Here is a 26195-nt window from a genome sequence, read left to right as displayed (position 1 = left end):
GGGCGCGGTTCAGCTCGCGAGGCCCACGACGAGCCAGATGAAGGCCACTCCGGCGACCGTGCAGGCGAGCGTGGAGCGGGCCGGGTGCTGGTGGTGGGCCTCGGGGAGGATGTCCGAGGTGGCGAGGTAGAGCAGGACGCCCCCGAAGAAGCCGAGGTAGATGCCGAGGAACTGCTCCGGAAGGGTGAAGAGCAGGGTGGACGCGGCGCCTGCGACGGGCGCGACGGCGTCGGCCGCGAGCATCAGGAGGGCGCGGTGGCGCTGGTTCCCGTACAGGTCGGTGATCGTGTACGTGTTGAAGCCGTCGGCGAAGTCATGGGCGACGACGGCCACGGCCACGGCGGCGGCCACCCCGCTGTCCACCTGGAACGCGGCGCCGATGGCGACGCCGTCCATGGCGCTGTGGAGGACGAGGGCGGCGGCCGCGGTGAGGCCGACCTGGGGGGCGCGCACCGTGTCGGTCATGCCGTGGTCCGCGCGGCGGACGGCGAGCAGCCGCTCGACGAGGTGGGCGGTGAGGAAGCCGAGGACGAAGCAGAGCAGGGCGACGGGGACGCCGAAGATCTCGCGGTCGGCGGCCTCCAGCGCCTCCGGCAGCAGGTCGAGGCCGACGACGCCGAGCATCAGCCCGCCGGCGAGCCCGAGGATGAGGTGTCTGCGGTCGGTGAAGCGCTGGGCGGCCCACCCGCCGAGGAGTGTCATCAGGAACGCGCCCAGGGCGACGACGACCGGCACGGGCCCTCCACCCTTCTCGCGGCCGCACTGCCCACGGCCTTCCCTTCTCCGGAGCTTGCCACGGTCGCGGCGCCCCTGCGCGCCCCGCTGTACGTGGGGGTGGGGGCGCGCCGGGGCGTGGCCGCGGCGGAGGTGCTGGCGCTGATCGGGCGGACGCTGGCGGAGGCCGGCCGGGTGCTGGGCGCGGACGCCCGTCCGGTGGCCCTGGTCACGGCGGAGGCGAAGGCCGGTGAGCCGGGCCTGGTGACCGCGGCGGCCCGGCTGGGGGTGCCGTTGCGGACGTACGGCGCGGAGGCGCTGGCGGGGGTGGCGGTGCCGGACCCGTCGGCGGTGGTGCTGGCGGCGGTGGGGGTGCCGGGCGTCGCCGAGGCGGCGGCGCTGCTGGCCGCGGGGGCGGGCGGGACGCTGGTGGTGGGGAAGCGGAAGTCGGCGGCGGCGACGTGCGCGGTGGCGCGGGCGGTGGGGACGTAGGGGTGGGGCGCGTACGGGTCCGGGGCGGCGCGCGTACGGAACCAGCGGCGGCGCGCGTACGGAACCGGCGGCGGGCCCGCAGGCGAACCGGGGGCCTGTCCCCCGTACGGGATCTCCCGCGCGGACCCGCCTGCGCGCGGCCGGGGTGCCGTCAGTACCGTCATGGGGCGGGCCCCTCGCCCCGGCCCTGTCAGCGTCAAGGAAGAAGAGAAGGTGGCCCGCGGCCATGCACACACCCAGTGAACCGGACCTCCGGCACCACGGCGACGCCGAAGTACGGGGCGGTGGCGCCGAATTGACCGATCTGGCGGTGAACGTCCGCACGGGTACGCCCCCGGTCTGGCTGCGGGAGCGGCTGGCGGCCTCGCTCGACGGGCTGGCCGCCTACCCCGACGGGCGGGCGGCCCGGCGGGCGGTGGCCGAGCGGCACGGCCTGCCGGAGGAGCGGGTGCTGCTGACGGCGGGGGCGGCGGAGGCGTTCGTGCTGCTCGCCCGCGCGCTGCGGGTGCGGCGGCCGGTGGTCGTGCACCCGCAGTTCACGGAGCCGGAGGCCGCGCTGCGGGACGCCGGTCATACGGTGGAGCGGGTGCTGCTGGACCCGGAGGACGGCTTCCGGCTGGATCCGCGGGCGGTGCCGGGCGACGCGGACCTGGTGGTGGTGGGCAACCCCACCAACCCGACGTCCGTGCTGCACCCGGCGCAGGCGCTGGCCCAGCTGGCGCGCCCGGGGCGGACGCTGGTCGTGGACGAGGCGTTCATGGACGCGGTCCCCGGCGAGCGGGAGTCGCTGGCCTCGCGCACGGACCTGCCGGGCCTGGTCGTGCTGCGCAGCCTCACCAAGACCTGGGGGCTGGCGGGGCTGCGCATCGGCTACGTCCTGGCCTCGCCGGGGACGATAGCCCGGCTGGAGCGGGCCCAGCCGCTGTGGCCGGTGTCCTCGCCCGCCCTGGCGGCGGCGGAGGCGTGCAGCGCTCCCCCGGCCCTCGCGGAGGCCGCGCACGCCGCGCACCACCTGGCCGCCGACCGGGCCCATCTGACGGCGGCGCTGTCGGCGTTCGAGGGGGTGCGGGTGTACGGCCCGGCCGCGGGCCCGTTCCTGCTGGTGCGGATGGCGGAGGCGGCGGCGGTACGGGGGCGGCTGCGGGGGCTGGGGTTCGCGGTGCGGCGCGGCGACACGTTCCCGGGTCTGGGCCCGGAGTATCTGAGGCTGGCGGTGCGGGACCGGGAGACGACGGACCGCTTCGTGGAGGCGCTGGCGAAGGTTTTGGCGGACGGCTAGGGGACGGCGGCCGCCGCGCGGGGCCTTGTCCCCGTCCCGCCCCTTCCCGAACCAGGACTCCGCCCCGGACCCCGGTCCTCAATCGCCGGACGGGCTGATTCCAGCCCGTCCGGCGATTGAGGACATTCGGGAAGGGGCGGGGTGGGGAAAGAGAAAACCCCGTCGGCGCGCGTCAGCCGCGACGACGACGCCGCCGCCCCACCACGACCGCCCCGGCCCCCGCGGCCACCAGCACCGCCGCCGCCCCCGCCACATACGGCGTCGCCGATCCGCCGCCCGTCTCGGCCAGATCCGCGCCCGTCGCCTTCGCCGGCACGGCCTTCGCCGGAACGTGCGCCGCCGTCTGCGGCTTCGCGCCCCCGCCGGGCGTGGCGGGCGGCGTCGCCGGTGAAGGCGTGCGGGCCGCGCCGGACGGCGTCTCGCAGGTCGCCCGGGCGAGCGTGACCTGGCCTTCGACCTCGGCCACGTTCAACCGCAGGGGGTTGACGGAGACCTTGAGTTCGAGCGCCGCGGCCGCCGCCGTGCGGGACGTCGTGGCGGTCCGCGACAGGTCGAGGCGCACCTCGCCGACGCCCGGTACGGAGACCTTGGTCGGGCCTGTCGCGGTGAGGGTGACCCGCTTCCCGAGGACGGAGAGGCCGCCGAGCACGTTCGCCTTGGCCGTCGGCCGCCGGCCCGCCTCACACACCGCTCTGGACGTGACCTGCTGGACCTCGACGAGGGAGAGCTGCGGCAGCCCGGGCAGGCGCACCTTGGCGTGCACGAGGTTGGCGTAGCCCTCGGCCTTCCGGCCGTCGGCGGTGGCGCGGGCGGTGGCGGTGTCGGCGCGCAGGACGGAGACGGGGCGGCCCTGCTCGACACCGTCGAGGGTGACGGCGAGGGCGTTCCGGTCGGCGTTCGCGGGCGCCTTCACCTCGTTGAGCGAGGTGTCGAGGGGGACGCGGACCGTCTTGTCGAGGAGGCCGATGTCGAGGCCGGCGCGGAGGACGACCGCGCCGGAGGTCCCGCTGACGGAAGTGTCGTCGCCGCGGGTGGCGCTGCCGGCCGTGGTGCCGGTGCCGCCGGTGGCGGCCGCGGGTCCGGCGGCGGTTCCGGTGGCGACGGCGGTGAGCGCGGTGGCGGCGACGGCCAGACGGACCGCGCGGCGGCGTACGGGCATACCGAAGGAAGGGATGACGGTGGTGCTGAACACGTGCGTGGAACCCCCACGAGAGGTGTGGTGCCGCCGGCGCGTCTACGGGGGACAGCGCGCGCCGACGGCGGGACCCCGCCATATTTGACCCCTGGAGGGTGAACGGGCGGCAGACCGGGGCCAGTTCACCCCAAAGGGTAGGTTTCGCAGTCGCATTCGATTCCGTCGGCGCGTGAGCGTTTTCTCGTCACACGCGTCACCCCTGTTCGAGGAGCAGGGGTGATCGCTAAGGTCCCGCCGTATGCCGAACGAGCGAACCTCCCCCGACTCCGCCGCTGTTCAGGACGGTACGAACGCCGCGTCCGCCGACCCTGCCGCCGCCCCCGCCGCCGACCGGACCGCGCGGCTGGCCGTCACCGCCTTCCCGCTGCTCGTCCTCGCGGCGGGCGGCGTGGGCCTCGCGGCGCCCTCGCACTTCACGGGATGGGCGCCGGCGGTGCCGTACCTGCTGGGCGTGGTGATGTTCGCGATGGGGCTCACCCTCACGCCCGCGGACTTCCACGCCGTGGCCAAGCGGCCCTGGGCGGTGGGGCTGGGCCTGGTGGCGCATTACGTGATCATGCCGGGGCTGGGCTGGCTGATCGCCACCGCGCTGGACCTGCCGCCGCAGCTGGCGGCCGGGGTCATCCTCGTCGGCTGCGCGCCGAGCGGCACGGCGTCCAATGTGGTCACCTACCTCGCACGCGGCGACGTGGCGCTGTCCGTGTCCGTGGCGACGGTCTCCACGCTCGTCGCGCCGCTGGTGACACCGCCGTTGACGCTGCTGCTCGCGGACCGCTTCCTGGACGTGGACGCGGGGGCCATGCTCGTCGACATCCTCAAGACGGTGCTGGTCCCGGTCGTCGGCGGCGCGCTCGTACGCCTGCTGGCGGGGCGGCACGTCGACCGGGTGCTGCGCGTCCTGCCGTGGGTGTCGGCGCTGACGATCTCCATGATCGTCCTGACGGTGGTGTCGGGCAGCGCGGCCCGCATCAAGGACGCCGCGGGCCTCGTCCTCCTCGCCGTCGTCCTCCACAACGGCCTCGGCCTGGCCCTCGGCTACGCGTCCGGCCGGCTGGCCCGCCTGGGCCGGCCGGCGAGCAGGGCCATGGCCTTCGAGGTCGGCATGCAGAACTCCGGCCTGGCGGCGTCGCTGGCGACGACGCACTTCAGTGCGGCGGCGGCGCTGCCGGCGGCGGTGTTCTCGGTCTGGCACAACGTCTCGGGGGCGGGCGTGGCGGCGTGGATGTCGCGCGGGCGTGGAGTGCCCCTGCGGGAGGCTTCGTCCCCTACCCGCCCCTCCCCGTAACGGGCAGGCCCCGGGCCCCCGGCCGCGCTGACGCGCGATGGCCTCAAGCTCCCCCAGCTACCGCTGGGGGTGCCCCCAGGAGGTGCCCACAGCCGGGCTGGATCTCGCCCCTGCCCGAGGGCCGGCTTTCCCCTGCGCCAGAGGGCTTTCCGGCCCGGTCCGGGCGACAACTCAGCCCGTCCGGCGATTGAGGACCGGGGTCCGGGGCGGAGCCCCGGTTCGGGAAGGGGCGGGGTGGGGACAAAGCCCCGCGCAGCGGCCCCCACCCGCCCCCGCTCACCGCCCCGGCAACCGCCCTCCCCTACCCCTCCCCACCGTAAAACGTCGCATGGTCATCCCACGACGAAAACCCCGAATAGGCTGCGCTGACAAGGACGTTGAGGAGCGAACTCCGTCGCATACGGCTCATGACACAAGACTTCCGTGCCCACCCCACCCACCGCTTCCCCCGCAGCGGTGAATCCCCCTCGCCCGCAAGGGGGAACCGCCCGCGCCCCCGCCTGGTCCGCAGGGCCCGGTCCGCGCGCCGCCCGCTCATCCTCAGGGCGCGCGTGCCCTCATCCCGCCGTCGGGGACCGACCCCGAGCGCGCCGCGCGCGCCCCCGCCGGACATGGACGGAATGATCGCGTCCGCGGATAGTGAGTGAATGGAAAGCCTCGCGCCCGCCCACTTCGCCCCCGAGACCGTCTATCTCAACACCGCGGCCACCGGCCTGCTGCCCACCCCGGCCGCCGCCGCCATGGGTGCGGCGATCGGCGTCCTGGCCGCCGGAGCGCCGGGGAACGTGGACTTCTCGGCCACGGTGGACGCGGCACGGTCCGCCTACGCCCGGCTGGTCGGCGTGCCCGCCTCCCGGGTGGCGGCCGGCGGTTCCGTCGCCGTGTACTGCGGCCTGATCGCCCAGTCCCTGCCGGCGGACGCCGAAGTGCTCGTCGCGGAGGGCGACTTCGCCTCGCTCGTCAATCCTTTCCACACCCGGCCCGGCCTCCGGGTGCGTACGGTCCCGCTGGAGCGGCTCGCCGAGGAGGTCCGCCCGGACACGGCGCTCGTCGCGGTGAGCGCCGTCCAGTCGGCCGACGGCCGGATCGCCGGGCTCGGCGCGATCGCCGCGGCCACCCGCGCGTACGGGGCCCGTACGCTCGTCGACGTCAGCCAGGCGGCGGGCTGGCTCCCGCTGGACGCCGCCGCCCACGACTTCACCGTCGGCGTGGGCTACAAGTGGCTGATGGGGCCGCGCGGCGTCGCCTTCCTCACCGTCCCCGGGGACCTGGGCGCGCTCACGCCGGTGTTCGCGGGCTGGGTCACGGGCGAGGACCCCTGGCAGACCTGCTACGGGAAGGTGGAGCCGCTCGCCCGGACGGCCCGCCGCTTCGACGAGAACGTCGCCGTCCTGTCCTACGTGGGGGCCCTGCACGGTCTCGCCCTCGTGGAGGAGCTGGGCGTCGAGCGCATCGGCGCGCACGACCGGGCGCTCGCCGACCGGTTCCGCGCCGGGGTGGTGGCGCTCGGTCTCACGCCCGTGCCGGCCGAGGGCTCGGCGATCGTCGCCGTCCCGGGCGTCCACGGCGCCGCCGAGCGGCCGGCGGCGGCGGGGGTGCAGGTCAGCGCGCGGGCGGGGAGGCTGCGCGCCGCCTTCCACCTCTACAACTCCACCGCCGACGTCGACCGGCTGCTGGAGGTGCTCGCACGGCGGTGAGGGGCCGGCGGACCGGCCCCTCCGATGGCCGGCGGGGCCGGTCAGGGCACCGGGGTGAAGTCCCGCGCCCCCACGAACTCCGGGCGCCGCGCCGGTGCCGCGAAGGGCTCCACCGCCGCGTTGTCCACGCTGTTGAAGACGATGAAGACGTTGCTGCGCGGGTACGGCGTGATGTTGTTCCCGGACCCGTGCATGCAGTTGCAGTCGAACCACGTCGCCGACCCGGCCGGCCCGGTGAAGAGCCTGACGCCGTGCCGCTCGGCGAAGCCGGTCAGCGCGGCGTCGGAGGGCGTGCCCGCCTCCTGCGTGCGCAGGGAGCGCTTGTAGTTGTCGCGCGGGGTCTCACCGGCGCAGCCGAGGAACGTCCGGTGCGAACCGGGCATGATCATCAGGCCGCCGTTGGTGTCGAGGTTGTCGGTCAGGGCGATCGAGACCGACACGGTCCGCATGCGCGGCAGCCCGTCCTCGGCGTGCCAGGTCTCGAAGTCCGAGTGCCAGTAGAACCCGGAGGCGCCGAAGCCTGGTTTGACGTTGATCCGGGACTGGTGGACGTAGACGTCCGAGCCGAGGATCTGCCGTGCCCGGCCCACCACGCGCGGGTCGCGCACGAGTCCCGCGAAGACCTCGCTGATCCGGTGCACCTCGAACACCGACCGTACGTCCCGTGACCGGGGCTCGACGACGGAGCGCTCGTCGGCGCGTACGGCCGGGTCGGCGATCAGCCGGTCCAGCTCGGCGCGGTAGAGCGCCACCTCGTCCGGGCCGAGGAGCCGGTCGACCGTGAGGAAGCCGTCGCGGTCGTAGTCCGCCAGCCCGGTTTCACCGATCGGGCCGGGGGTGCCGGGGCGGGACCACACCACCGGGTCCCGCCGGGGTACGGGCACCTCCTGGGCGCCCCGGGTGGGGTAGAGGTCGCTGACCGTGGCCGTCATCGCTCAGCCCTCCTCCGTCAGCAGGGGGTAGACGCCGTTCTCGTCGTGGTCCTCGCGGCCGGTGACGGGCGGGTTGAAGACGCACACGCAGCGGAAGTCGGTCTTCGGCCGCAGGGTGTGGCGCTCATGGCCGTCCAGCAGGTACATGGTGCCGGGCTCGATCCAGTGCTTCTCGCCGGTCTCGTCGTCGGTGAGCTCGGCCTCCCCCTCGACGCACAGCACGGCCTCGATGTGGTTGGCGTACCACATCGACGTCTCCGTGCCCGCGTACAGCACGGTCTCGTGCAGGGAGAAGCCGACGCGCTCCTTGGCGAGCACGATGCGCTTGCTCTCCCAGGTGCCGGACCGGGCCTTGACGTGCCGGTCGGTGCCCTCGATGTCCTTGAACGAACGGACGATCACGGTGGTGCCCTTCTGTACGGGGGTTCGCTGTCGTTACGGGTACGGGTACGGGTAAAGGCGGGGCGGTCAGGCGGTCTCGCGGACCGCGCGGGCGAGGATCCGCAGCCCCTCGTCCAGCTCCTCGGGGGAGATGGTCAGGGCGGGGAGCAGCTTGACGACCTCGCTCGCGGGGCCGGAGGTCTCGATGAGCAGTCCGAGCTCGAAGGCGCGCGCGGCGACGGCGGCGGCCCGGGCACGGTCGGTGAACGTGAGGCCCCAGACGAGGCCGCGGCCCCGGTACTCCGCGCCGGTTCCGGGGTGTTCGGCGCACAGGGCGTCGAGCGCCCGCGCGACCTGCTCGCCCCGGGCGAGGGTCTGCTTCTCCATCTGGCCGTCCGCCCAGTAGGCGTTCAGGGCGGCCGCGGCGGTGACGAAGGAGGGGTTGTTGCCGCGGAAGGTGCCGTTGTGCTCGCCGGGCTCCCAGATGTCGAGCTCCGGCTTGAAGAGGGTGAGCGACATCGGCATCCCGTAGCCGCCGATGGACTTGGACAGGGTGACGATGTCCGGGGTGATGCCCGCCTCCTCGAAGGAGAAGAAGGCGCCGGTGCGGCCGCAGCCCATCTGGATGTCGTCGACGATCAGCAGCATGTCGCGGCGCGCGCACAGGTCGGCGAGGGCGCGCAGCCAGTCCGCGCGGGCGACGTTGACGCCGCCTTCGCCCTGGACGGTCTCGACGATGACGGCGGCGGGCCGGTTCAGGCCCGAGCCCTGGTCCTCCAGCAGCCGCTCGAACCACAGGAAGTCCGGTACCCGGCCGTCGAGGTAGTTGTCGAAGGGCATCGGGGTGCCGTGCACCAGCGGGATGCCCGCGCCGGCCCGCTTGAAGGCGTTGCCGGTGACGGCGAGCGACCCCAGCGACATGCCGTGGAAGGCGTTGGTGAAGGAGACGATGGACTCGCGGCCCTTGACCTTGCGGGCCAGCTTGAGCGCGGCCTCCACGGCGTTGGTGCCCGTCGGGCCGGGGAACATCACCTTGTACGGCAGGTCGCGCGGGCGCAGCACGATGTCCTGGAAGGACTCCAGGAACGCGCGCTTGGCGGTGGTGCCCATGTCGAGGCCGTGGGTGACGCCGTCGCGTTCGAGGTAGTCGAGCAGGGCGCGTTTGAGCACGGGGTTGTTGTGCCCGTAGTTGAGCGCTCCGGCGCCGGAGAAGAAGTCGAGGTAGGTGTGGCCGTCCTCGTCGTACATCCGGCTGCCCTGTGCGCGGTCGAAGACTGCGGGCCAGCTGCGGCAGTAGCTGCGGACCTCCGACTCCAGGGCTTCGAAGACGCTCAGGGCGGGCGGGGTGATGGTCACGGCGGACTCCAGTGGGTGCGGGGGTGGCGGGGGTGCGGCGGGCCCGGCGGCCGGGCGGGGGCCGGGCGGGCTCGACGGCCGGGCGGACTCAGCGGCCGAGCGGGGCCGTGCCGCCGAGCGGCCCGATGCGGTGGAGCACCTCGGGCGCGTGGCCGCCGCCGGGGAACAGGCCGTCGTCGAAGAGCACTTCGCGGTCGACGCGGGCTCCGTGGCGCGCGGCGAAGGAGGCGAACAGGCGGTTCGAGGCGGTGTTGTCGGGGGTGACGGTCGTCTCGACGGCGTGGACGTCCCGCTCCCGGGCGACGCGGGCGACGAGCCCGTCCAGGAGGGCGGCGGCCAGGCCCCGGCCGCGGTGGCCGTGGTCGACGGCCACCTGCCAGACGACGAGGGTGCCGGGGCGCTCGGGCCGCAGGTAGCCGGTGACGAAGCCCGCCGGGCGGCCGTCGGCGCGCCGGGCCACGGCGGAGGTGGCGGCGAAGTCGCGGCACCACAGGAGGTAGCTGTACGAGGAGTTGAGGTCCAGCGCCCCGGAGTCGCGGGCCATGCGCCAGATCGCTGCTCCGTCCTCGACGCGCGGGCTGTCCAGCGTCAGCCCCTCCGGCATTTCGAGGAATTCATTGTGGGCACGTGCAAGGTCTGCTTGTGCGGCGGTCATGCGGAGTGAATTTACCGAGCCGGATCGAAAATTGCATGCGGGTCCGGTCTTTCCCGGATAACGGTCCATGTGTTATCGCGCGGGGATACGTGGGCGCGCGAGATCCCCGGAGAATGGTGGCATTTGTCCGCATTTTATCGGGCGAACCGGGCGCTGCTGTGGAGTGCGTCACAGGCCGAACACCTCCGTCGGCGAGGCAACAAAATCACCGCGTTTAAGGTCGGATCGCGGGGGCAGGAGAATTCCGGGAAGCTGTATTCACGCTAATCCCGGAAGAATTCCCGGATTATCTCCCGGGCCGCGCGGAGGAATATTCCGCGAACCGCCCCCGGGCTCCTCGCCGACCCCGCACCGGCCCCCCGGCCCCATGGCGGCGCACCCGCGGTCCCCCCTGGGGCGCGGACGCCCCTGTGCGTACAGTGCCGTCATGAGCGACAGTGGTGTGCTGCACATCAAGGGGCGGGTGCTCGTCGGCGCGGACCCCGAGGGCGGGGTGCGCGACGAGCTGTGGGCCGTCGACGGCAGGATCACGTTCGAGCGGCCGGCCGGGGCCCGGGAGGTCACCACCATCGAGGGCTGGGCACTGCCCGGTCTGGTGGACGCGCACTGCCACGTGGGCCTGGACGCGCACGGCCCCGTCGACGAATCGACCAGCGAGAAGCAGGCGTTGACCGACCGGGACGCCGGCACCCTGCTGATGCGCGACGCGGGCTCGCCCTCGGACACCCGGTGGATCGACGACCGCGAGGACCTCCCCCGGATCATCCGGGCGGGCCGTCACATCGCCCGTACCCGCCGCTACATCCGCAACTACGCGCACGAGATCGAGCCCGAGGACCTGGTCGCGTACGTCGCGCGCGAGGCGCGGCGCGGGGACGGCTGGGTCAAGCTCGTCGGCGACTGGATAGACCGCGAGACCGGCGATCTGTCGTCCTGCTGGCCGCGCGGCGAGGTCGAGGCCGCCATCGCCGAGGCGCACCGGCTGGGCGCGCGGGTCACCGCGCACTGCTTCGCCGAGGAGTCCCTCGCGCCGCTGGTGGAGGCGGGCATCGACTGCGTCGAGCACGCGACGGGGCTGACGGAGGAGACGATCCCGCTGTTCGCCGAGCGGGGCGTGGCGATCGTGCCGACGCTGGTCAACATCGCGACGTTCCCCGGGCTCGCGGAGGGCGGCGAGCGGAAGTTCCCCCGCTGGGCGGACCACATGCGCCGCCTGCACGCGCGGCGCTACGAGACGGTGCGCGCCGCCTACGACGCGGGCATCCCCGTCTTCGTCGGCACGGACGCGGGCGGCTCGCTGGCCCACGGCCTGGTCGCGCAGGAGGTCGCCGAGCTGGTGAAGGCCGGCATCCCGGCCACGGCCGCCCTCGCGGCGACGGCCTGGGACGCCCGCGCGTGGCTGGGCCGCCCGGGCCTGGAGGAGGGCGCTCCGGCGGACCTGGTGGTCTACGAGTCGGATCCCCGGGCGGATGTACGGGTGCTGGGGGCGCCGCGGCGGGTGGTGCTGCGGGGGCGGGTGGTGCGGTAGCTATGCCGCTGCGCGGGGCCTCCCCCCCCCGCCCCTTCCCGAACCGGGGCTCCGCCCCGGACCCCGGTCCTCAATCGCCGGACGGGCTGATTTTCAGCCCGTCCGGCGATTGAGGACATTCGGGAAGGGGCGGGGTGGGGAAAGAGGCCCCGCGCAGCGGCACCCCCACCGCCGCCCACCCCCGCGTCATTGACCCGCACACCACCCCTCCCTACCGTCGCACCATGTCCCCACCCCGCACAGTCCTCCTCACCGGCGCCGCCGGCCGCATCGGCACCATGCTGCGCACCCGCCTCCCCGACTACGGCCACCACCTGCGGCTGTTCGACGCGCGGCCGGTCGAGGGCGCGCCCGAGGCCGTCACCGCCGAGCTCGCCGACGGCTCGGCGCTGCGCGCGGCCCTGCGGGGCGTCGACGCGGTGGTGCACCTCGCGGGGATCCCCCTGGAGGCACCCTTCGAGGACATCCTGCGGGCCAACGTCGAGGGCACGTACCGCCTCTACGAGGCCGTGCGGGAGGCGGGCGTACGGCGCGTGGTCCAGGCCTCCAGCAACCACGCCGTCGGCTTCACCCCGCTGCCCGCCGCCGGGGAGCCGCCCCTGGCCGCCGGCACACCGCACCGCCCGGACACCCTGTACGGGCTCTCCAAGTGCTTCGGCGAGGACCTCGCGTCCCTCTACCGGGACCGGTACGGCATCGAGACGGTCTCCTTGCGCATCGGCGCCTGCCGCCCCGAGCCCCTGTCCGTCCGCATGCTGTCCCTGTGGCTGAGCCCGGACGACTGCGCGCGGCTGGTGCACGCGGCGCTCACCGCCGAGGACGTCGGCCACACCGTCGCCTACGGCAGCTCCGCCAACACCAGGCTGGTGTGGGACCTGTCCACGGCCCGCGCGCTCGGCTACGCGCCGCGGGACGACTCCGAGGTGTACGCCCCCGCCGTCCTCGCGGCGGCGCGAGAAGTCGCGGCGCGGGAGGCCGGGGCGGCCCGGGCGGGCGCCGCGGACGGCGGGTCTCCGGGACGACCTCCGGTGAGCGGTCTCCTGGGCGGGGAGTTCTGCGGCGACGAGCCCCCGCGCTGGCGGCGGCCGGGCTGAGCCGCGACGAGGGCCCGTACGGCCGCCACCGGCCGGGCCGGGACGGCGGAAACCCGCCGGGAACCCGCCGAGAATCCGCCGGGAATCCGGGCGGAAGGCGGCGGGAACCCGGCAGGGTCCGGGCCGGAATCCGGGCTTCGGTAATGGAACCGCAAAGACCGGCCGCTCGTTACCCGTGGCATGACCGCTATGACACCCGGCTCGAACATCCCTCTCTCCGTCGCGCGCGTGACGGTGGACGTCACCGCCCCCGTGCGGCTCGACGTATCGGGCCTGCTGCTCACCGCCGACGGCAAGGTGCGCTCCGACGACGACTTCGTCTTCTACAACCAGCCGTCCGGTCCGGGCGTGACGCACCGGGCCGCGTCCGGCGGCACCCCCGACTCCATCACCGTGGACACCGCCGCCGTCCCGGCCGACATCGACAAGATCGTGGTGACCGCCAGCCCGGACGCGGCGGGCGCGACGTTCGCGGGCATCGAGCCGACGGCCACGGTGCGCGGCGCGGACGACGGCTCCGTCCTCGCCACGTTCACCCCGCCCCGGCTGGGCACGGAGACGGCCCTGGTCGTCGTGGAGGTCTACCGCCGGGCGGGCGCGTGGAAGGTCCGCGCCGTCGGCCAGGGCTACGCGAACGGCCTGGCGGGCATCGCCACCGACTTCGGCGTGAGCGTGGAGGAGCCCGCGGCGGCCGCCGCGCCCGCCGCCCCCGTCCCGCCCGCGCACGCCCCCGCCGCGCCCGTGCACGCCCCCGCGGCGCCCGCCGCTCCCCCGGCCCCGCCGGCCCCTCCGGTCGCGGCCCCCGGCAGCGGGAAGGTCAACCTCGACAAGGGCCGGGTCAGCCTCCAGAAGAACCAGACGGTCTCCCTCGTCAAGGGCGGCAAGCCGCTCACGCAGTCCGTGAAGATGGGCCTGGGCTGGGAGCCCGCGTGGGGCAGCCGCGCCATCGACCTGGACGCCTCCGTCATCGCCTACGGCCCCGACCGCAACATGATCGACGCCTGCTACTTCGGCAAGCTCCAGATCCTCAACGGCGCCATCCAGCACTCCGGCGACAATCTGACCGGCGAGGGCTCGGGCGACGACGAGACGATCACCGTCCACATGGACGGCCTGCCGCCGGAGGTCACCGGCCTGGTCTTCACCGTGAGCTCCTTCAACGGCCAGAAGTTCAACCAGGTCGCCAAGTCCTACTGCCGCCTGCTCGACGCCCGGACCAACGAGGAGCTGGTGCGGTTCGACCTCACGGGCTCGGAGCCCAAGACCGGCGTCCTCATGGCGAAGTTCATCCGGCAGTACTCCGGCGAGTGGGAGATGACGGCCCTCGGCGAGTTCGTGAAGTCACGCACCGTGCGCGACCTGGTCAAGCCCGCCGCGCAGGCCCTCTGACCCGGACACCGGCCCGGCCGTTGCCCGGCCGGGCAGCCCGGCCAGGCGGGCCAGCCGGGCGTAGGAGTCCAGCAGCCCCTCCCGGTCGTACGAGGACGTGGTGACCAGCACCTCGTCGGCGCCGCTGCGCTCGATCAGCCCTTCGAGCGCGGCGGCCACCTCGTCCTCCGTGCCGTGGATGTGGCCGCGCAGCCCCTCCTCGTACAGGCTCCGCTCGCGCCCGGTCATCGCCAGGGACTCGATCTCCCCGGCGGGCGCCAGCGGCGGGAAGACGCCGTGCGTGCGGGAGTGTGCGAGCGACCACGCCTCCGGCACCAGCAGCCGGCGGGCGGCCCCGGTGGTCCCGGCGACGGCGACGTTCCCCGCGACCACCACGTACGGCCGGTCCCACCACGCCGAGGGGCGGAAGGCCGCACGGTAGCGCGCGACGGCGGCGAGCGTCCGCTCCTCGCCGTGCGGCCCGCCGATGACCAGGGCCGCCCCGGCCCCGGCCGCGAGCTCCGCGCCCGCCTCGTTGGCGAGGACGAACGCGGGCACCCGCAGCCCCTCCGCCGGGCGGGCGTGGACCTGCGGATGGGCGCGGGGGCCGTCCGTGAAGTACGCGGCCAGCTCGGCGAGCTGCTCGCCGAAGTCCCCCATCGCCTCCTTCTCCGTGCCCAGCGCCCGCCGGATGCCGTCGGTGAAGCCCACCGAGCGGCCCAGGCCCATGTCGATCCGGCCCGGGAACAGCGACTCCAGCACCCCGAACTGCTCGGCGACCACCAGCGTCCGGTGGTTGGGCAGCATCACCCCGCCCGTGCCGACCCGGATCCGGGACGTGGCGGCGGCCACCGCCGCGGCCAGCACCGTCGGGGCCGAGCCGGCCACGCCGGGCACGCTGTGGTGCTCCGAGACCCAGAACCGGTGGTAGCCGAGCGCCTCGGCCCGTTGCGCGAACCGCACGGAGTCGCGCAGCGCCTCCCCGGGGTCCCGCCCCTGCCGGGTGCGGGAGCGGTCCAGGACCGAGAAGCGGGTGGTGCGCAGGGCTGCCGTGGTCACCTTCCCTTCAACACCGGTGACCGCCCAGGATTCCCCCGAACGGGTGCCGGGGCCCCGGTCAGCGCCCCTGGCGGCGCCACGGGCCGGTGATCGCGAGCATGATCCCGGGGTCCTGGATGTTGGCGAACAGCGTCCGTCCGTCCGGTGCGAACGTGACCCCGGTGAACTCGCTGTACTCCGGCTTCTGCGGGGTGCCGATGTTCAGCTCGTTGCGCGCGATGGGGTACGTACGGCCGTCGTCGAGCGCCCCGAAGAGGTGCTGGACGCCCTCGCCGTCCTCGGCGAGGACCAGGCCGCCGTAAGGGGAGACGGTGATGTTGTCCGGGCCGTCGAAGGCGCCGTCCCGCTCGGGGTTCCGGTTGACGCCGAGGAGGACCTTCAGGGTGAGGGTGCGGCGCCTCGGGTGGTAGAACCACACCTGCCCGTCGTGGCGGACCGGGCTCTCCTCCCGCGCGAAGGAGCTGACGACGTACACACCGCCGTCGCCCCACCACATGCCCTCCAGCTTCCGGGCGCGGGTGACCTCGCCGTCCTTGAACTGCTTGCGCACCGAGGTGGTACGGGCGTCGCGGTCGGGCACGGTCACCCAGTCCACGCCGTAGACCGTGCCGGTGGCGGTGGCGCGCGAGAGGTCGTCGACGAAGCGGCCGCCGGAGTCGAAGCACTTGAACGCCTGCAGCGCGCCCGCCGTGTCGGAGAGCGTGCGGAGCCTGCCCCGGCCGTGCCGGAAGCCGGCCGGCGGGGTCCAGCGGTAGAGGAGCCCGTTGGGGCCGGAGGCGTCCTCGGTCAGATAGACGTGGCCGCGGTCCGGGTCGACGACGACGGCCTCGTGCGCGTACCGGCCGAGGGCCTTGAGCGGCCGGGGGGAGCGGTTGGCGCGGCGGTCCTGCGGATCGACCTCGAACACATAGCCGTGGTCCTTGGTCATGCCGTTCTTGCCGGCCTTGTCCTCGGTCTCCTCGCCCGTGAGCCAGGTGCCCCAGGGGGTGCTGCCGCCCGCGCAGTTGGTGGACGTGCCGGCGATCCCGACCCACTCCGCGACGTGGTCGCCGTGCTTGGACACCTCGACGACGGTGCAGCCGCCCGCGGCGGCCGGGTCGTAGACCAGCCCCTCGGTGAGCGGGACCGGGTGCGGCCACTTGGTACGGGCGCCGCCCAGCTCGTGGTTGTTGACGAGCAGGGTCACCCCGCGCGGGCCCTCGAAGGTGGCGGTGCCGTCGTGGTTGGACGGTGTGTACTCACCCGACTCCAGCTTGGTGACACCCGTCCGGGTGATCACCCGGTAGGAGAAACCACGCGGCAGGGCGAGCAGCCCCTTCGGGTCCTTGACGAGCGGCCCGTACCCGAGCGCGGCCGCGGCCCGCGCCGACTCCGCCTCGGCACCGGCGGCGCCGGCCGCGCCGTCCCCCGTGGCCAGCGCGCCCGGGGCGCTGGCCAGGACGCCGACGCTGCCTGCCAGAGCCACCCCGGCACCGGTGGCGGCGGATCGCTTCGCGAAGTCTCTTCGGCTGAGGGTCATCTCGTCTCCAGGTTCGCCGGAACGTCACGCGCCGCCCGAGCGCCCAGGGAGCACGCGGGGACGTCGCTTACGTTCCCGTTCCCCTCCGACTAACGGATGAACACCACCCGACGTCCGGGCGGCGGAATGGGACCCGGGGCTCCGCACCGACACCCGGTCCTCGAACGCCGGACGGGCTGAAAGACAGCCCGTCCGGCGTTCGAGGACATTCGGGAAGGGGCGGGCAGGGGAAAGCCCCCGGCAGGGCACCACCCCCGCCCGCCCCACCCGGCTACGCCCGCGACCGCGCCTTGAACGCCGCCTTACGAGCCTCCTTGGCCACCTTCTTGTCCGGGTGCAGCCGCCCCATCGCCTCCAGCACCTCGCCCGTCGCCGGGTGGTCCACCCGCCACGCCGTGTCGAAGAAGCCGCTGTGCCGGCCGACCAGGTCCGCCACCAGCCCGCGCAGCTCCTCCGAGTCGCCCTCGGCCGCGAGCTGCGCGGCGATCGTGTCGACGGTCAGCCAGAAGACCATGGCCTCGTCGGGCTCGGGGACGTCCGCCGCGCCGTGCTCGGCGAGCCAGACCCGGGCGAGGCCGCCGAGCTCGCGGTCGTCGATGACCTCGCGCAGGGCCGGCTCGGCCTCGCCGCCGACCAGCGACAGCGTCTGCTGGCAGGAGAGCCGGCGGCGCGGCGCGTCCTCGTCGGCGCCGCGCGCGGCGGCGAGCAGCTCGCGGGCGGCGGCCAGCGGCTCGCGGCGGGCCAGCCACAGCTCGGTCTCGGCGCGGGCCGCCTGCTCCGGGTGGCCGGGGAGCGCGGCGAGCAGGACGTCGGCGTCCTCGTCGGCGAGGTCGCCGACCGCGGGGGCGTCGATGCCGGCGTCGAGCATCCGCGAGCGGACGGCGAAGAGCCCCAGCGGGGTGAGGGTGACCAGGCCGTAGCGGCTGACGTCCTCCTCCTCGGGACCCTCCGCGGCGATCGCGTCGACGGACTCGCGGATGTGGCCCTCGCCGTCGACCTCCTCGATGAGGGCCTCGTCCACGGGCTGGTACTCCACGACGCCGGTCGGGGCGAGCATCCGGAACTGGTCGTCCAGGCGCATCATCGCGTCGGAGACCTCTTCGAGGACGTCGTCCGTGGGCTCGTCCATGTCATCCGGGACGATCATGGAGGCGGCGAGGGCCGGCAGCGGTACGGGCCGGTCGGCGGCGCCCTCGTCGAGCACGGTCAGCAGGTAGAGGTTGCCGAGCACGCCGTCGAGGAAGTCGGCCTCCTCCTCGGGGTTCCAGTCGAGCGCGTCGAGGTCGACGTCGCCGCCCTCGGAGATCTGCTCGACGATGTCGCCGAGGTCCGGCGCGGCGGCGTCGGCCAGGACGTTCTCCAGGCCGCCGAGCCAGAGTTCGAGGATGTCGGCGGGGCTGCCGGAGGTGAGCGTGGCCAGCTCCTCGCCGGCCGTGGCCACCCCGGCGGGCGTGTCGGCGCCGGCGTCCGCGGCCTCCGCGCCCTCGGCGTCCTCGGGGTTCTCGGTGAACTCGACCAGCCCGGTGTCCAGCGCGTGCTGCCACGCCTCCGCGGCGTACGCGGGCCCGTCCTCGTCGGCGGTGAGGCCGAGGAGCTCGGTGGCGGTCCCCAGCTGCTCGGCGAGCAGCTCGCCGCCCGCGCCGACCGGGGTGCCCTCGCCCGCCCAGCGGGCCAGCTTCGCGGCGCGGACGAACAGGGGCGCGGACAGCGCGTCCCGTGCGAGCTCCGCGTCGGAGGGGAGCCGCACCGGCGGCATGGTCGGGCGGTCTGCGGACATCAGGGGTGACTCTCCTCGTCGTGACGGCCGCGCCGACTGCGCGGCCCGCGCGGTGGCCAAGCCTAGACGGATTTCGGAGGGTGCCGCCCGGTTCACCGACCCGTCGGCCACCCGTCGGCCGCGGTATGCCCGTGGAGCCTTGACAACTGCCCTGACCACACAACACATTGACGCGCGTAGATCACACGCGGTTCGCGCGTGATCCCGTTCCACCTCCCACGAGCCCCCTTTGGAGGCAGCCATGCCCCTCTCCCGCCGTCCCCTGCGCAGACCCCCGGCCGCCGGCCCCGCCGTCGCCCTCGCGCTCGCGGCCGGCCTGCTCGCCGTACCCCAGGCCGCGAGCGCGGCCGGGAGCGAGGAGGCCCCGGCCGCCGTCAAGGCCCGGATCCACGACATCCAGGGCAGCACGCGCCTCTCCCCGCTCGCGGACAAACAGGTGACGGGCGTTCCGGGCATCGTCACGGCCGTACGCTCCTTCGGCTCGGCGCGCGGCTTCTGGTTCCAGGACCCGAACCCCGACCGCAACCCCGCCACCAGCGAGGGGATCTTCGTCTTCACCGGTTCGGCCGCGCCCTCGGTGGCGGTCGGCGACTCCGTGCTCGTCGCGGGCACGGTGAGCGAGTACTACCCGGGCGGCGAGAAGGCCGGGCTCCAGTCCGTCACCCAGCTGACCAAGGCGACGTGGGAGGTGAAGTCCTCGGGCAACGCCCTGCCGGCCGCTTTCCGGCTGCGCCCGTCGGCGCTCCCCACGCGCTACGCGCCGGACGCCCGGGGCGGCTCGATCGAGAAGCTGCCGCTGAGGCCCGGCACCTACGCCCTGGACCGCTACGAGTCCCTGGAGGGCATGCGGGTCTCGGTCCAGGACGCCCCCGTGATCGGCGCGACCAGCGAGCACAAGGACCTGTGGGTGACCGCCGAGCCCCGCCGCGACCGCACCGCGCGCGGCGGCTCGCTCTACGGCTCGTACCGCGAGCAGGGCTCCGGCCGGGTGAAGGTGGTCTCGCTGATCCCCTACGCGCAGCGCCCGTTCCCCGTCGCGAACGTCGGTGACGAGCTGACCGGCACCACCGCCGGCCCGCTGGACTACGACAACTTCGGCGGCTACACGCTCCAGGCGACCGAGCTGGGCACGCTCAAGGACCGCGGGCTGAAGCGCGAGACGACACGCAAGCAGCGGGAGGGGGAGCTGGCCGTCGCCACGTACAACGTCGAGAACCTCTCCCCGAAGACGCCCCAGGCGAAGTTCGACCGGCTGGCGTCCGCGCTGGTGACCAACCTCGCCTCGCCCGACATCGTCGCCCTCGAAGAGGTCCAGGACGACAACGGCACCACGAACGACGGCGCCGTGGACGCGGGGCAGACGCTGAAGAAGCTGACGGAAGCCGTCGCGGCGGCGGGCGGCCCCACGTACCACTGGCGGCAGATCAACCCGGTCGACGGCCAGGACGGCGGCCAGCCGGGCGGCAACATCCGCACTGCCTTCCTCTTCAACCCCGCGCGTGTCTCCTTCGTGGACACGCCGGGCGGCGACGCCACCACCCCGGTCAAGGTCGTCCGCCAGGGCGGCAAGGCCGCGCTGTCCGCCTCGCCGGGCCGGATCGCGCCCGGTGACGCCGCGTGGGCCAACAGCCGCAAGCCGCTGGCCGGCCAGTTCACCTTCCGGGGCGAGCGGGTCTTCGTGGTCGCCAACCACTTCAACTCCAAGGGCGGCGACCAGGGCCTCGACAGCCGCTTCCAGGCCCCGGCCCGCCCGTCGGAGACCCAGCGGACGCAGCAGGCGAAGCTCGTCAACACCTTCGTCAAGCAGCTCCTGGCGGCCGACCGGCGCGCGAACGTGGTCGTCGCGGGTGACCTCAACGACTTCCAGTTCTCCCCCGCGGTCAAGGCCCTCACGGCCGGCGGCGCCCTCACCGACCTGGTCGACACGCTGCCGAAGAGCGAGCGGTACGGCTACGTCTACCAGGGCAACTCCCAGGTGCTCGACCACATCCTGACCAGCCGCCACATGCGGTCGGTGGACTACGACATCGTGCACGTCAACGCGGAGTTCGCGGACCAGGCGAGCGACCACGACCCGCAGGTGCTGCGCTGGAAGCCGTAGCATCGCTGAACGGTCCATCTAAGATCATTTAACTGGACCTATACGGTCGGGCGGGCGCAGAATCCGGTGCGGAATCCTTTCCGCACCGCGCCTCCGGAGTGTGACCCGTGCTCACCAGCCCTCCCACCGGCCTCTTCGGCCGTACCGTCTGCGCGATGGTGACCCCGTTCACCGCGGACGGCCGCCTCGACCTCGACGGCGCGCGGCGCCTCGCCGGCCACCTGGTCGGCGAGGGCCGCTGCGACGGGCTGGTGCTGAACGGCACCACCGGCGAGTCGCCGACGACGACGGACGAGGAGAAAACCGCGCTCGTCCGGGCCGTCGCCGATGCCGTGGGCGACCGGGCGCGGATCACGGCGGGCGTCGGCTCGGCGGACACCCGCGGCACGGTCGCCCTGGCCCGCGCGGCCGAGGCCGCGGGCGCGCACGGCGTGCTGGTGGTGACGCCGTACTACAGCAGGCCGCCTCAGGAGGACGTCGCCGAGCACTTCCGGACGGTGGCGGACGCGGTCGGGGTGCCGGTGATGCTCTACGACATCCCTGGCCGCACGGGCACCCGGATCGAGCCGGAGACGATGCTCCGGCTGGCGGAGCACCCGAGGATCGCGGGCGTCAAGGACTGCGCGTACGACCTGCTGGGCAGCGCGAAGGTGATCGCGGCGACCGAGCTGGCCTACTACTCCGGCTCCGAGGAGCTGAACCTCCCGCTGCGGGCGGTGGGCGCCGTCGGCTGCGTCAGCACGGTGGCCAACGTCGCGGGCCCGGCGATCGCCGCCGTCCTGGACGCCTACGACCGCGGCGCGAACGCCGAGGCGGCGCGCCTCCACGGGCGGACGCTGCCGCTGGTGGAGCTGATGATGTCCGCGGGCCTGCCGGGCACGGTCACGGCCAAGGCCCTGCTGAACGCGCTGGACCTGCCGGCCGGGCCGGTACGGGCGCCGCTGCGCGCGGCGTCCCCGGAGCGGACGGGGGCCCTGCTGGAGGCGTACGAGCGCACGCTCTCCAGCCCGTCCGGGGGCACCTCCCAGCGGTAGCCGGGGGAGATCGAGGACCCGGGTCCGGGGCCGAGTCCCGGCTGGGCGGCAGGGGGCGGGACCGGGGAACGGTCCCGCCCCGCACACCTCAGTTGTGGCTGTGCAGAACCTCGTTCAGCCCGCCCCAGTTGCTCTTGTACGGCCGGGCCTCCACGGCACCGGTCGTGGAGTTCCGGCGGAAGAGGATGTTGCTGGACCCCGACAGGGTCAGCGCCTTGACGACCTCGCCGTCCGGCAGCGTCACCCGGGTGCCCGCGGTGACGTACAGGCCGGCCTCGACGACGCACTCGTCGCCGAGGGCGATGCCGATGCCCGACTCGGCGCCGAGCAGGCAGCGCTCGCCGATGGAGATGATCTGCTTGCCGCCGCCGGAGAGCGTGCCCATGGTGGAGGCGCCGCCGCCGATGTCGGTGCCGTCGCCGACGACGACGCCCGCGCTGATGCGGCCCTCGACCATGGACGTGCCGAGCGTGCCGGCGTTGAAGTTGACGAAGCCCTCGTGCATGACGGTGGTGCCGGCGCCGAGGTGGGCGCCCAGGCGGACGCGGTCGGCGTCGGCGATGCGGACGCCGGCCGGGGCCACGTAGTCCGTCATGCGCGGGAACTTGTCGATGCTGGTGACCTGGAGGTGCAGGCCCTCGGCCCGCGCGTTGAGGCGGACCTTCTCGACCTGGTCGACGGCGACGGGGCCGAGCGAGGTCCAGGCGACGTTGGCGAGCAGGCCGAAGATGCCGTCGAGGTTCTGGCCGTGCGGCTTGACCTGGCGGCCGGAGAGCAGGTGCAGACGCAGGTAGGCGTCGTGCGCGTCGAGGGGCTTGTCCTCGAGCGAGGCGATGACCGTGCGGACGGCGACGACCTCGACACCACGGCGCGGGTCCGGGCCGACGGCCTTGAGGGCGCCCTCGCCCAGCAGCTCGGCGGCGCGCTCGGCGGTCAGCCGCTCGGTGCCGGCCGGTCCGGGGGCCTCGGCGAGCGCGGGGGCGGGGAACCAGGTGTCAAGGACGGTGCCGTCCTCGGTGATCGTGGCAAGGCCGGCGGCGACGGCGCCGGAGGTACGGGAAACAACAGCATCGGTCATGTCCGAAAACCTAACCGGACCAGCGGCCTCAAGGCGAACTCGGCGGGCGGCGGGACGGCACAGGAGGGAAAGGGGCCGGGCCGCCCCGCCGGACCGGCCGGAACCCCGGACCGGGACCGGGGCGGGGATCAGCCGGTCAGGGAGGTCTTCGGGGCGAGCACGCAGAATTCGTTGCCCTCGGGGTCCTCCAGGACCACCCAGGTCACGTCCGGGCCCTGCCCGACGTCCGCCCGCCGGGCGCCCAGCGCGAGGATCCTCTCCACCTCGGCGTCCCGGTCGTCGGGGTTGAGGTCGATGTGCAGCCGGTTCTTGATCGCCTTGCCCTCCTTCACGGGGACGAAGGTGAGGCCCGGGGTGGCCGTCACATCGGCGCCGATGGTGACCTCCAGGTCGTCGGCGTAGAGGACCCGCCAGTCGAGGACGTCGCACCAGAAACGTGCCTGCGAGCGGAGGTCGTGTGCGTCGATCACGATGCTGTAGAGCGAAGAAGCCATGGGAGCCAGTCTGGGGGACCCAGGGGGGCCGTGACCAGGACCGTCTGCCGTCCGGGGCCGCACCGGCCCGGACCGCGCCGTCCGCCGGACGGGTCCGCACCCCGGCCGGGGCCCGCGGCGTTCACCGCGTCATACGACGACGGCCCGCTCCCCGACACCTGTCGGGAAGCGGGCCGCGCGTGGCGGGCGGCGGACTCAGACGTTGAAGCCCAGCGCCCGGAGCTGCTCACGGCCGTCGTCCGTGATCTTGTCCGGGCCCCACGGCGGCATCCAGACCCAGTTGATCCGGAGCTCGTTCACGATGCCCTCGGTGGCCGACTTCGCCTGGTCCTCGATGACGTCGGTCAGCGGGCAGGCCGCGGACGTGAGCGTCATGTCGAGGGTGGCGATGTTGGCGTCGTCGACATGGATGCCGTAGATCAGGCCGAGGTTGACGACGTCGATGCCCAGCTCGGGGTCGACCACGTCGTACAGCGCCTCGCGCACCTCCTCCTCGGAGGCCGGCTTGGTCGTCACGGCGGCCGCCTCGGCGGTCGTCGTCTCCAGTTCGTCGCTCATGCGGTCTTCCCTTCGGACAGCGCCTGCGCTGTCGCGTCCTTCCACGCCATCCAGCTGAGCAGCGCGCACTTCACCCGGGCGGGGTACTTGGAGACGCCGGCGAACGCCACCGCGTCCTCCAGCACCTCCTCCATCTCGTCGTCCGGCTCGACCTTGCCCTTGGACTGCATCAGCTCCAGGAAGGTCTCCTGGATCCGGCGGGCCTCGGTGAGGTCCTTGCCGACGAGCAGGTCGTTGAGCACGGAGGCGCTGGCCTGGCTGATGGAGCAGCCCTGTCCCTCGTACGAGACGTCTTCGATGGTCTCGCCCGAGAGCCGCACGCGCAGGGTGATCTCGTCACCGCACGTCGGGTTGACGTGGTGCACCTCGGCGTCGCCGGTCCGCAAGCCCCGCCCGTGGGGGTGCTTGTAGTGGTCCAGGATGACGTCCTGGTACATCGAATCAAGCTTCACAGTCAGCCTCGTCCGTCAGCCACGGTGTCTGATTAACCGAAAAAGTTCCGTACATGCTCCAGGCCCTCGACGAGGGCGTCGACCTCGCCGGGAGTGGAGTACAGATAGAACGACGCTCGCGTGGTCGCGGGAATTCCGTACCGCAGGCAGACCGGCCGCGCGCAGTGGTGGCCGACCCGGACCGCGATGCCCTGCTCGTCGAGCACCTGGCCCACGTCGTGCGGGTGGATGTCACCGAGCGTGAAGGAGATGGTGGCGCCGCGGTCCTCGGCCGTGGTGGGGCCGATGATCCGCAGGTCCGGGACCTCCTGGAGCCTGCGCACCGCGTACTCGGTGATCGCGTGCTCATGGCGGGCGATGTTCTCCATGCCGATCGCCGAGAGGTAGTCCACCGCGGCGCCGAGGCCGACGGCCTGGGCGATCGGGGGCGTACCCGCCTCGAACTTGTGCGGCGCCGGGGCGTAGGTGGAGGAGTGCATCGAGACGGTCTCGATCATCTCGCCGCCGCCGAGGAAGGGCGGCAGGTCCTCCAGGAGCTCCTGGCGGCCCCACAGGACGCCGATGCCCGTCGGACCGCACATCTTGTGGCCGGTGAAGGCCACGAAGTCGGCCTGGAGCGCCTGGACGTCCAGCACCATGTGCGGGGCGGCCTGGGAGGCGTCGATGACGACGAGCGCGCCGACCTCCTGGGCCCGGCGGACGATCGTCTCGACGGGGTTGAACGTGCCCATGATGTTGGAGACCAGCACGAACGAGACGACCTTGGTCTTCTCGGTGATGATCTCGTCGATGTTGGACAGGTCCAGCCGGCCGTCGTCGGTGAGGCCGAACCACTTCAGCTTCGCGCCGGTGCGCTGCGAGAGCAGCTGCCACGGGACGATGTTGGAGTGGTGCTCCATCTCCGTGATGACGATCTCGGTGTCGTGGTCCACGCGGTAGGGCTCGTCGGCCCAGCCCAGCATGTTGGCGACGAGGTTCAGCGACTCCGAGGCGTTCTTGGTGAAGATCACCTCGTCGCGGCTGGGCGCGTTGACGAACGCGGCGACCTTGTCGCGCGCGCCCTCGTACAGCGCCGTGGCCTCCTCGGCGATGGTGTACACACCGCGGTGGACGTTGGCGTTGTGGCGCTCGTAGTACGCGTTGAGCGCGTCGAGCACCTGGCGCGGCTTCTGGGAGGTGGCCGCGCTGTCCAGATACACGATCTTCTTACCGTCGTGGACCGTGCGGTCCAGGATGGGGAAGTCCTTGCGAATCGCCTCGGTGTCGAGGAGGCCCGGCAGTATCGTCACGCCCAGTCACTTCCGTTCGCTTCTCCGCCCGCGAGGCGAAGCTGCGGGTAGCCGTTCATCCGCGGGCCGGCGGCCTCGCGCGCGTCGCTCACCGGGCTACGCCCCCTTCGTCTGGTAGGCCTCGTAGCCCTCGGCCTCGAGCTTGTCGGCCAGCTCGGCGCCGCCGGACTCGACGATGCGGCCGCCGGAGAAGACGTGGACGAAGTCGGGCTTGATGTAGCGCAGGATGCGCGTGTAGTGGGTGATCAGCAGGGTGCCGACCTCGCCCGTCTCGCGGACGCGGTTGACGCCCTCGGAGACCTGGCGCAGGGCGTCGACGTCGAGGCCGGAGTCGGTCTCGTCGAGGATCGCGATCTTCGGCTTGAGGAGCTCCAGCTGAAGGATCTCGTGGCGCTTCTTCTCACCGCCGGAGAAGCCCTCGTTGACGTTGCGCTCGGCGAAGGCGGGGTCCATGTTGAGGCGCTCCATGGCCTCCTTGACCTCCTTCACCCAGGTGCGCAGCTTGGGGGCCTCGCCGCGGATGGCGGTGGCGGAGGTGCGCAGGAAGTTGGAGACCGAGACGCCGGGGACCTCGACCGGGTACTGCATGGCGAGGAAGACGCCGGCGCGGGCGCGCTCGTCGACGGACATCTCCAGGACGTCCTCGCCGTCGAGGGTGACGGTGCCGCCGGTGATCGTGTACTTGGGGTGACCCGCGAGGGAGTACGCCAGGGTCGACTTGCCGGAGCCGTTGGGGCCCATGATGGCGTGGGTCTCGCCCTGCTTCACGGTCAGGTCGACGCCGCGCAGGATCTCGCGGGGGCCGTTCTCGGCCTCGACGGAGACGTGCAGGTCGTGGATCTCAAGCGTTGCCATGGG

At 73.5% G+C, this 26195-nt stretch carries 24 protein-coding genes; 9 read left to right on the top strand and 15 right to left on the bottom strand.

Going from position 1 to position 26195, the window contains the following annotated elements; translation table 11 throughout:
* Window positions 1-9 precede the first annotated feature (9 nt).
* On the bottom strand, window positions 10-735 hold the full coding sequence (locus LUZ64_RS04505; protein ID WP_095585004.1) for a ZIP family metal transporter: 726 nt from the start codon (window positions 733-735) through the stop codon (window positions 10-12).
* A 117-nt stretch (window positions 736-852) separates the two neighbouring features.
* Here LUZ64_RS04505 and LUZ64_RS04500 point away from each other — a divergent pair, with 117 nt between their 5' ends.
* Entirely contained in the window at window positions 853-1206 is a 354-nt protein-coding gene (locus tag LUZ64_RS04500; protein WP_232389995.1) for a cobalamin biosynthesis protein, read from the top strand.
* A gap of 226 nt (window positions 1207-1432) precedes the next feature.
* Entirely contained in the window at window positions 1433-2485 is a 1053-nt protein-coding gene (gene cobC / locus LUZ64_RS04495) for an Rv2231c family histidinol phosphate aminotransferase CobC (RefSeq protein WP_232389996.1), read from the top strand.
* Window positions 2486-2657: 172 nt separating this feature from the next.
* Here cobC and LUZ64_RS04490 read toward each other — a convergent pair whose 3' ends face one another.
* A complete protein-coding gene (locus LUZ64_RS04490) occupies window positions 2658-3644 on the bottom strand; it encodes an SCO1860 family LAETG-anchored protein (protein WP_248288092.1) in 987 nt (328 codons plus the stop codon).
* Window positions 3645-3918: 274 nt separating this feature from the next.
* Between LUZ64_RS04490 and LUZ64_RS04485 the strand changes: the two genes are divergently transcribed.
* Both LUZ64_RS04485 and LUZ64_RS04480 read left to right on the top strand, forming a co-directional pair.
* Window positions 3919-4965, top strand: a complete 1047-nt coding sequence (locus LUZ64_RS04485; RefSeq protein WP_095580006.1) for a bile acid:sodium symporter family protein — start codon at window positions 3919-3921, stop codon at window positions 4963-4965.
* Between the two features lie 647 nt (window positions 4966-5612).
* Window positions 5613-6662, top strand: coding sequence for an aminotransferase class V-fold PLP-dependent enzyme (locus tag LUZ64_RS04480; protein WP_095579037.1), 1050 nt, complete (start codon window positions 5613-5615; stop codon window positions 6660-6662).
* A gap of 41 nt (window positions 6663-6703) precedes the next feature.
* On the opposite strand, the gene thpD is transcribed toward LUZ64_RS04480, so the two are convergent.
* The 4 genes from thpD to ectA form a co-directional block, all read right to left on the bottom strand.
* A complete protein-coding gene (gene thpD, locus LUZ64_RS04475) occupies window positions 6704-7594 on the bottom strand; it encodes an ectoine hydroxylase (RefSeq protein ID WP_095579036.1) in 891 nt (296 codons plus the stop codon).
* A 3-nt stretch (window positions 7595-7597) separates the two neighbouring features.
* The gene (locus LUZ64_RS04470) at window positions 7598-7996 is read right to left on the bottom strand and encodes an ectoine synthase (RefSeq protein ID WP_087928638.1); all 399 of its coding nucleotides are present in this window, start codon (window positions 7994-7996) and stop codon (window positions 7598-7600) included.
* Window positions 7997-8062: 66 nt separating this feature from the next.
* On the bottom strand, window positions 8063-9331 hold the full coding sequence (gene ectB, locus LUZ64_RS04465; RefSeq protein WP_095579035.1) for a diaminobutyrate--2-oxoglutarate transaminase: 1269 nt from the start codon (window positions 9329-9331) through the stop codon (window positions 8063-8065).
* 88 nt (window positions 9332-9419) lie between these two features.
* Window positions 9420-9986 (bottom strand): diaminobutyrate acetyltransferase, encoded by a 567-nt coding sequence (gene ectA / locus LUZ64_RS04460; RefSeq protein ID WP_095584585.1) that lies wholly within the window; start codon window positions 9984-9986, stop codon window positions 9420-9422.
* Window positions 9987-10413: 427 nt separating this feature from the next.
* Here ectA and LUZ64_RS04455 point away from each other — a divergent pair, with 427 nt between their 5' ends.
* The 3 genes from LUZ64_RS04455 (at window position 10414) to LUZ64_RS04445 (ending at window position 13997) form a co-directional block, all read left to right on the top strand.
* Entirely contained in the window at window positions 10414-11514 is a 1101-nt protein-coding gene (locus LUZ64_RS04455) for an amidohydrolase family protein (protein WP_095584584.1), read from the top strand.
* Between the two features lie 224 nt (window positions 11515-11738).
* The gene (locus LUZ64_RS04450) at window positions 11739-12608 is read left to right on the top strand and encodes an NAD-dependent epimerase/dehydratase family protein (RefSeq protein WP_095579693.1); all 870 of its coding nucleotides are present in this window, start codon (window positions 11739-11741) and stop codon (window positions 12606-12608) included.
* A gap of 180 nt (window positions 12609-12788) precedes the next feature.
* Window positions 12789-13997: a TerD family protein gene (locus tag LUZ64_RS04445; RefSeq protein WP_232389998.1), complete on the top strand. Its 1209-nt coding sequence runs from the start codon at window positions 12789-12791 to the stop codon at window positions 13995-13997.
* Here LUZ64_RS04445 and LUZ64_RS04440 read toward each other — a convergent pair.
* The 3 genes from LUZ64_RS04440 to LUZ64_RS04430 form a co-directional block, all read right to left on the bottom strand.
* On the bottom strand, window positions 13950-15035 hold the full coding sequence (locus LUZ64_RS04440) for an MsnO8 family LLM class oxidoreductase (protein WP_095582189.1): 1086 nt from the start codon (window positions 15033-15035) through the stop codon (window positions 13950-13952). The genes LUZ64_RS04445 and LUZ64_RS04440 overlap by 48 nt on opposite strands.
* A 58-nt stretch (window positions 15036-15093) precedes the next feature.
* Window positions 15094-16554, bottom strand: a complete 1461-nt coding sequence (locus tag LUZ64_RS04435) for an alkaline phosphatase PhoX (protein WP_095582190.1) — start codon at window positions 16552-16554, stop codon at window positions 15094-15096.
* A 271-nt stretch (window positions 16555-16825) separates the two neighbouring features.
* Complete coding sequence (locus LUZ64_RS04430) at window positions 16826-18331, bottom strand: hypothetical protein (RefSeq protein WP_232389999.1); 1506 nt, start codon at window positions 18329-18331, stop codon at window positions 16826-16828.
* Window positions 18332-18572: 241 nt separating this feature from the next.
* Between LUZ64_RS04430 and LUZ64_RS04425 the strand changes: the two genes are divergently transcribed.
* Window positions 18573-20432: a DUF8508 domain-containing protein gene (locus tag LUZ64_RS04425; RefSeq protein ID WP_095583596.1), complete on the top strand. Its 1860-nt coding sequence runs from the start codon at window positions 18573-18575 to the stop codon at window positions 20430-20432.
* Window positions 20433-20587: 155 nt separating this feature from the next.
* Window positions 20588-21466 (top strand): 4-hydroxy-tetrahydrodipicolinate synthase, encoded by an 879-nt coding sequence (gene dapA / locus LUZ64_RS04420; RefSeq protein ID WP_232390023.1) that lies wholly within the window; start codon window positions 20588-20590, stop codon window positions 21464-21466.
* Window positions 21467-21554: 88 nt separating this feature from the next.
* Here dapA and dapD read toward each other — a convergent pair whose 3' ends face one another.
* From dapD to sufC, 6 genes are all read right to left on the bottom strand, one after another.
* On the bottom strand, window positions 21555-22544 hold the full coding sequence (dapD, locus tag LUZ64_RS04415; RefSeq protein WP_095583598.1) for a 2,3,4,5-tetrahydropyridine-2,6-dicarboxylate N-succinyltransferase: 990 nt from the start codon (window positions 22542-22544) through the stop codon (window positions 21555-21557).
* A 128-nt stretch (window positions 22545-22672) separates the two neighbouring features.
* Window positions 22673-23038 (bottom strand): VOC family protein, encoded by a 366-nt coding sequence (locus tag LUZ64_RS04410; protein ID WP_095583599.1) that lies wholly within the window; start codon window positions 23036-23038, stop codon window positions 22673-22675.
* 195 nt (window positions 23039-23233) lie between these two features.
* Window positions 23234-23596, bottom strand: coding sequence for a metal-sulfur cluster assembly factor (locus LUZ64_RS04405; RefSeq protein WP_087928622.1), 363 nt, complete (start codon window positions 23594-23596; stop codon window positions 23234-23236).
* Window positions 23593-24048: a Fe-S cluster assembly sulfur transfer protein SufU gene (sufU, locus tag LUZ64_RS04400; RefSeq protein WP_095583600.1), complete on the bottom strand. Its 456-nt coding sequence runs from the start codon at window positions 24046-24048 to the stop codon at window positions 23593-23595. Before sufU ends, LUZ64_RS04405 begins: the two co-directional genes overlap by 4 nt.
* A 32-nt stretch (window positions 24049-24080) precedes the next feature.
* Window positions 24081-25337, bottom strand: coding sequence for a cysteine desulfurase (locus tag LUZ64_RS04395; RefSeq protein WP_095583601.1), 1257 nt, complete (start codon window positions 25335-25337; stop codon window positions 24081-24083).
* Between the two features lie 96 nt (window positions 25338-25433).
* Entirely contained in the window at window positions 25434-26192 is a 759-nt protein-coding gene (gene sufC / locus LUZ64_RS04390) for a Fe-S cluster assembly ATPase SufC (RefSeq protein WP_095583602.1), read from the bottom strand.
* Window positions 26193-26195: the final 3 nt, after the last annotated feature.

This window comes from Streptomyces albireticuli, assembly GCF_021228125.1.
GTDB classification, from domain to species: Bacteria; Actinomycetota; Actinomycetes; order Streptomycetales; family Streptomycetaceae; genus Streptomyces; species Streptomyces albireticuli.
The sequence above is the reverse complement of the archived record's forward strand: the minus strand, read 5'-3'. Positions and strand labels throughout refer to the sequence as shown.

Excerpts from the sequence above, each read along its gene's own strand:
- cobC (WP_232389996.1), top strand. The coding sequence starts at position 1,433 with ATGCACACACCCAGTGAACCGGACCTCCGGCACCACGGCGACGCCGAA.
- LUZ64_RS04490 (WP_248288092.1), bottom strand. The coding sequence starts at position 3,644 with ATGCCCGTACGCCGCCGCGCGGTCCGTCTGGCCGTCGCCGCCACCGCG.
- LUZ64_RS04485 (WP_095580006.1), top strand. The coding sequence starts at position 3,919 with ATGCCGAACGAGCGAACCTCCCCCGACTCCGCCGCTGTTCAGGACGGT.
- LUZ64_RS04480 (WP_095579037.1), top strand. The coding sequence starts at position 5,613 with ATGGAAAGCCTCGCGCCCGCCCACTTCGCCCCCGAGACCGTCTATCTC.
- thpD (WP_095579036.1), bottom strand. The coding sequence starts at position 7,594 with ATGACGGCCACGGTCAGCGACCTCTACCCCACCCGGGGCGCCCAGGAG.
- ectA (WP_095584585.1), bottom strand. The coding sequence starts at position 9,986 with ATGACCGCCGCACAAGCAGACCTTGCACGTGCCCACAATGAATTCCTC.
- LUZ64_RS04455 (WP_095584584.1), top strand. The coding sequence starts at position 10,414 with ATGAGCGACAGTGGTGTGCTGCACATCAAGGGGCGGGTGCTCGTCGGC.
- LUZ64_RS04450 (WP_095579693.1), top strand. The coding sequence starts at position 11,739 with ATGTCCCCACCCCGCACAGTCCTCCTCACCGGCGCCGCCGGCCGCATC.
- LUZ64_RS04445 (WP_232389998.1), top strand. The coding sequence starts at position 12,789 with ATGACCGCTATGACACCCGGCTCGAACATCCCTCTCTCCGTCGCGCGC.
- LUZ64_RS04435 (WP_095582190.1), bottom strand. The coding sequence starts at position 16,554 with ATGACCCTCAGCCGAAGAGACTTCGCGAAGCGATCCGCCGCCACCGGT.
- LUZ64_RS04430 (WP_232389999.1), bottom strand. The coding sequence starts at position 18,331 with ATGTCCGCAGACCGCCCGACCATGCCGCCGGTGCGGCTCCCCTCCGAC.
- LUZ64_RS04425 (WP_095583596.1), top strand. The coding sequence starts at position 18,573 with ATGCCCCTCTCCCGCCGTCCCCTGCGCAGACCCCCGGCCGCCGGCCCC.
- dapA (WP_232390023.1), top strand. The coding sequence starts at position 20,588 with ATGGTGACCCCGTTCACCGCGGACGGCCGCCTCGACCTCGACGGCGCG.
- dapD (WP_095583598.1), bottom strand. The coding sequence starts at position 22,544 with ATGACCGATGCTGTTGTTTCCCGTACCTCCGGCGCCGTCGCCGCCGGC.
- LUZ64_RS04410 (WP_095583599.1), bottom strand. The coding sequence starts at position 23,038 with ATGGCTTCTTCGCTCTACAGCATCGTGATCGACGCACACGACCTCCGC.
- LUZ64_RS04405 (WP_087928622.1), bottom strand. The coding sequence starts at position 23,596 with ATGAGCGACGAACTGGAGACGACGACCGCCGAGGCGGCCGCCGTGACG.
- sufC (WP_095583602.1), bottom strand. The coding sequence starts at position 26,192 with ATGGCAACGCTTGAGATCCACGACCTGCACGTCTCCGTCGAGGCCGAG.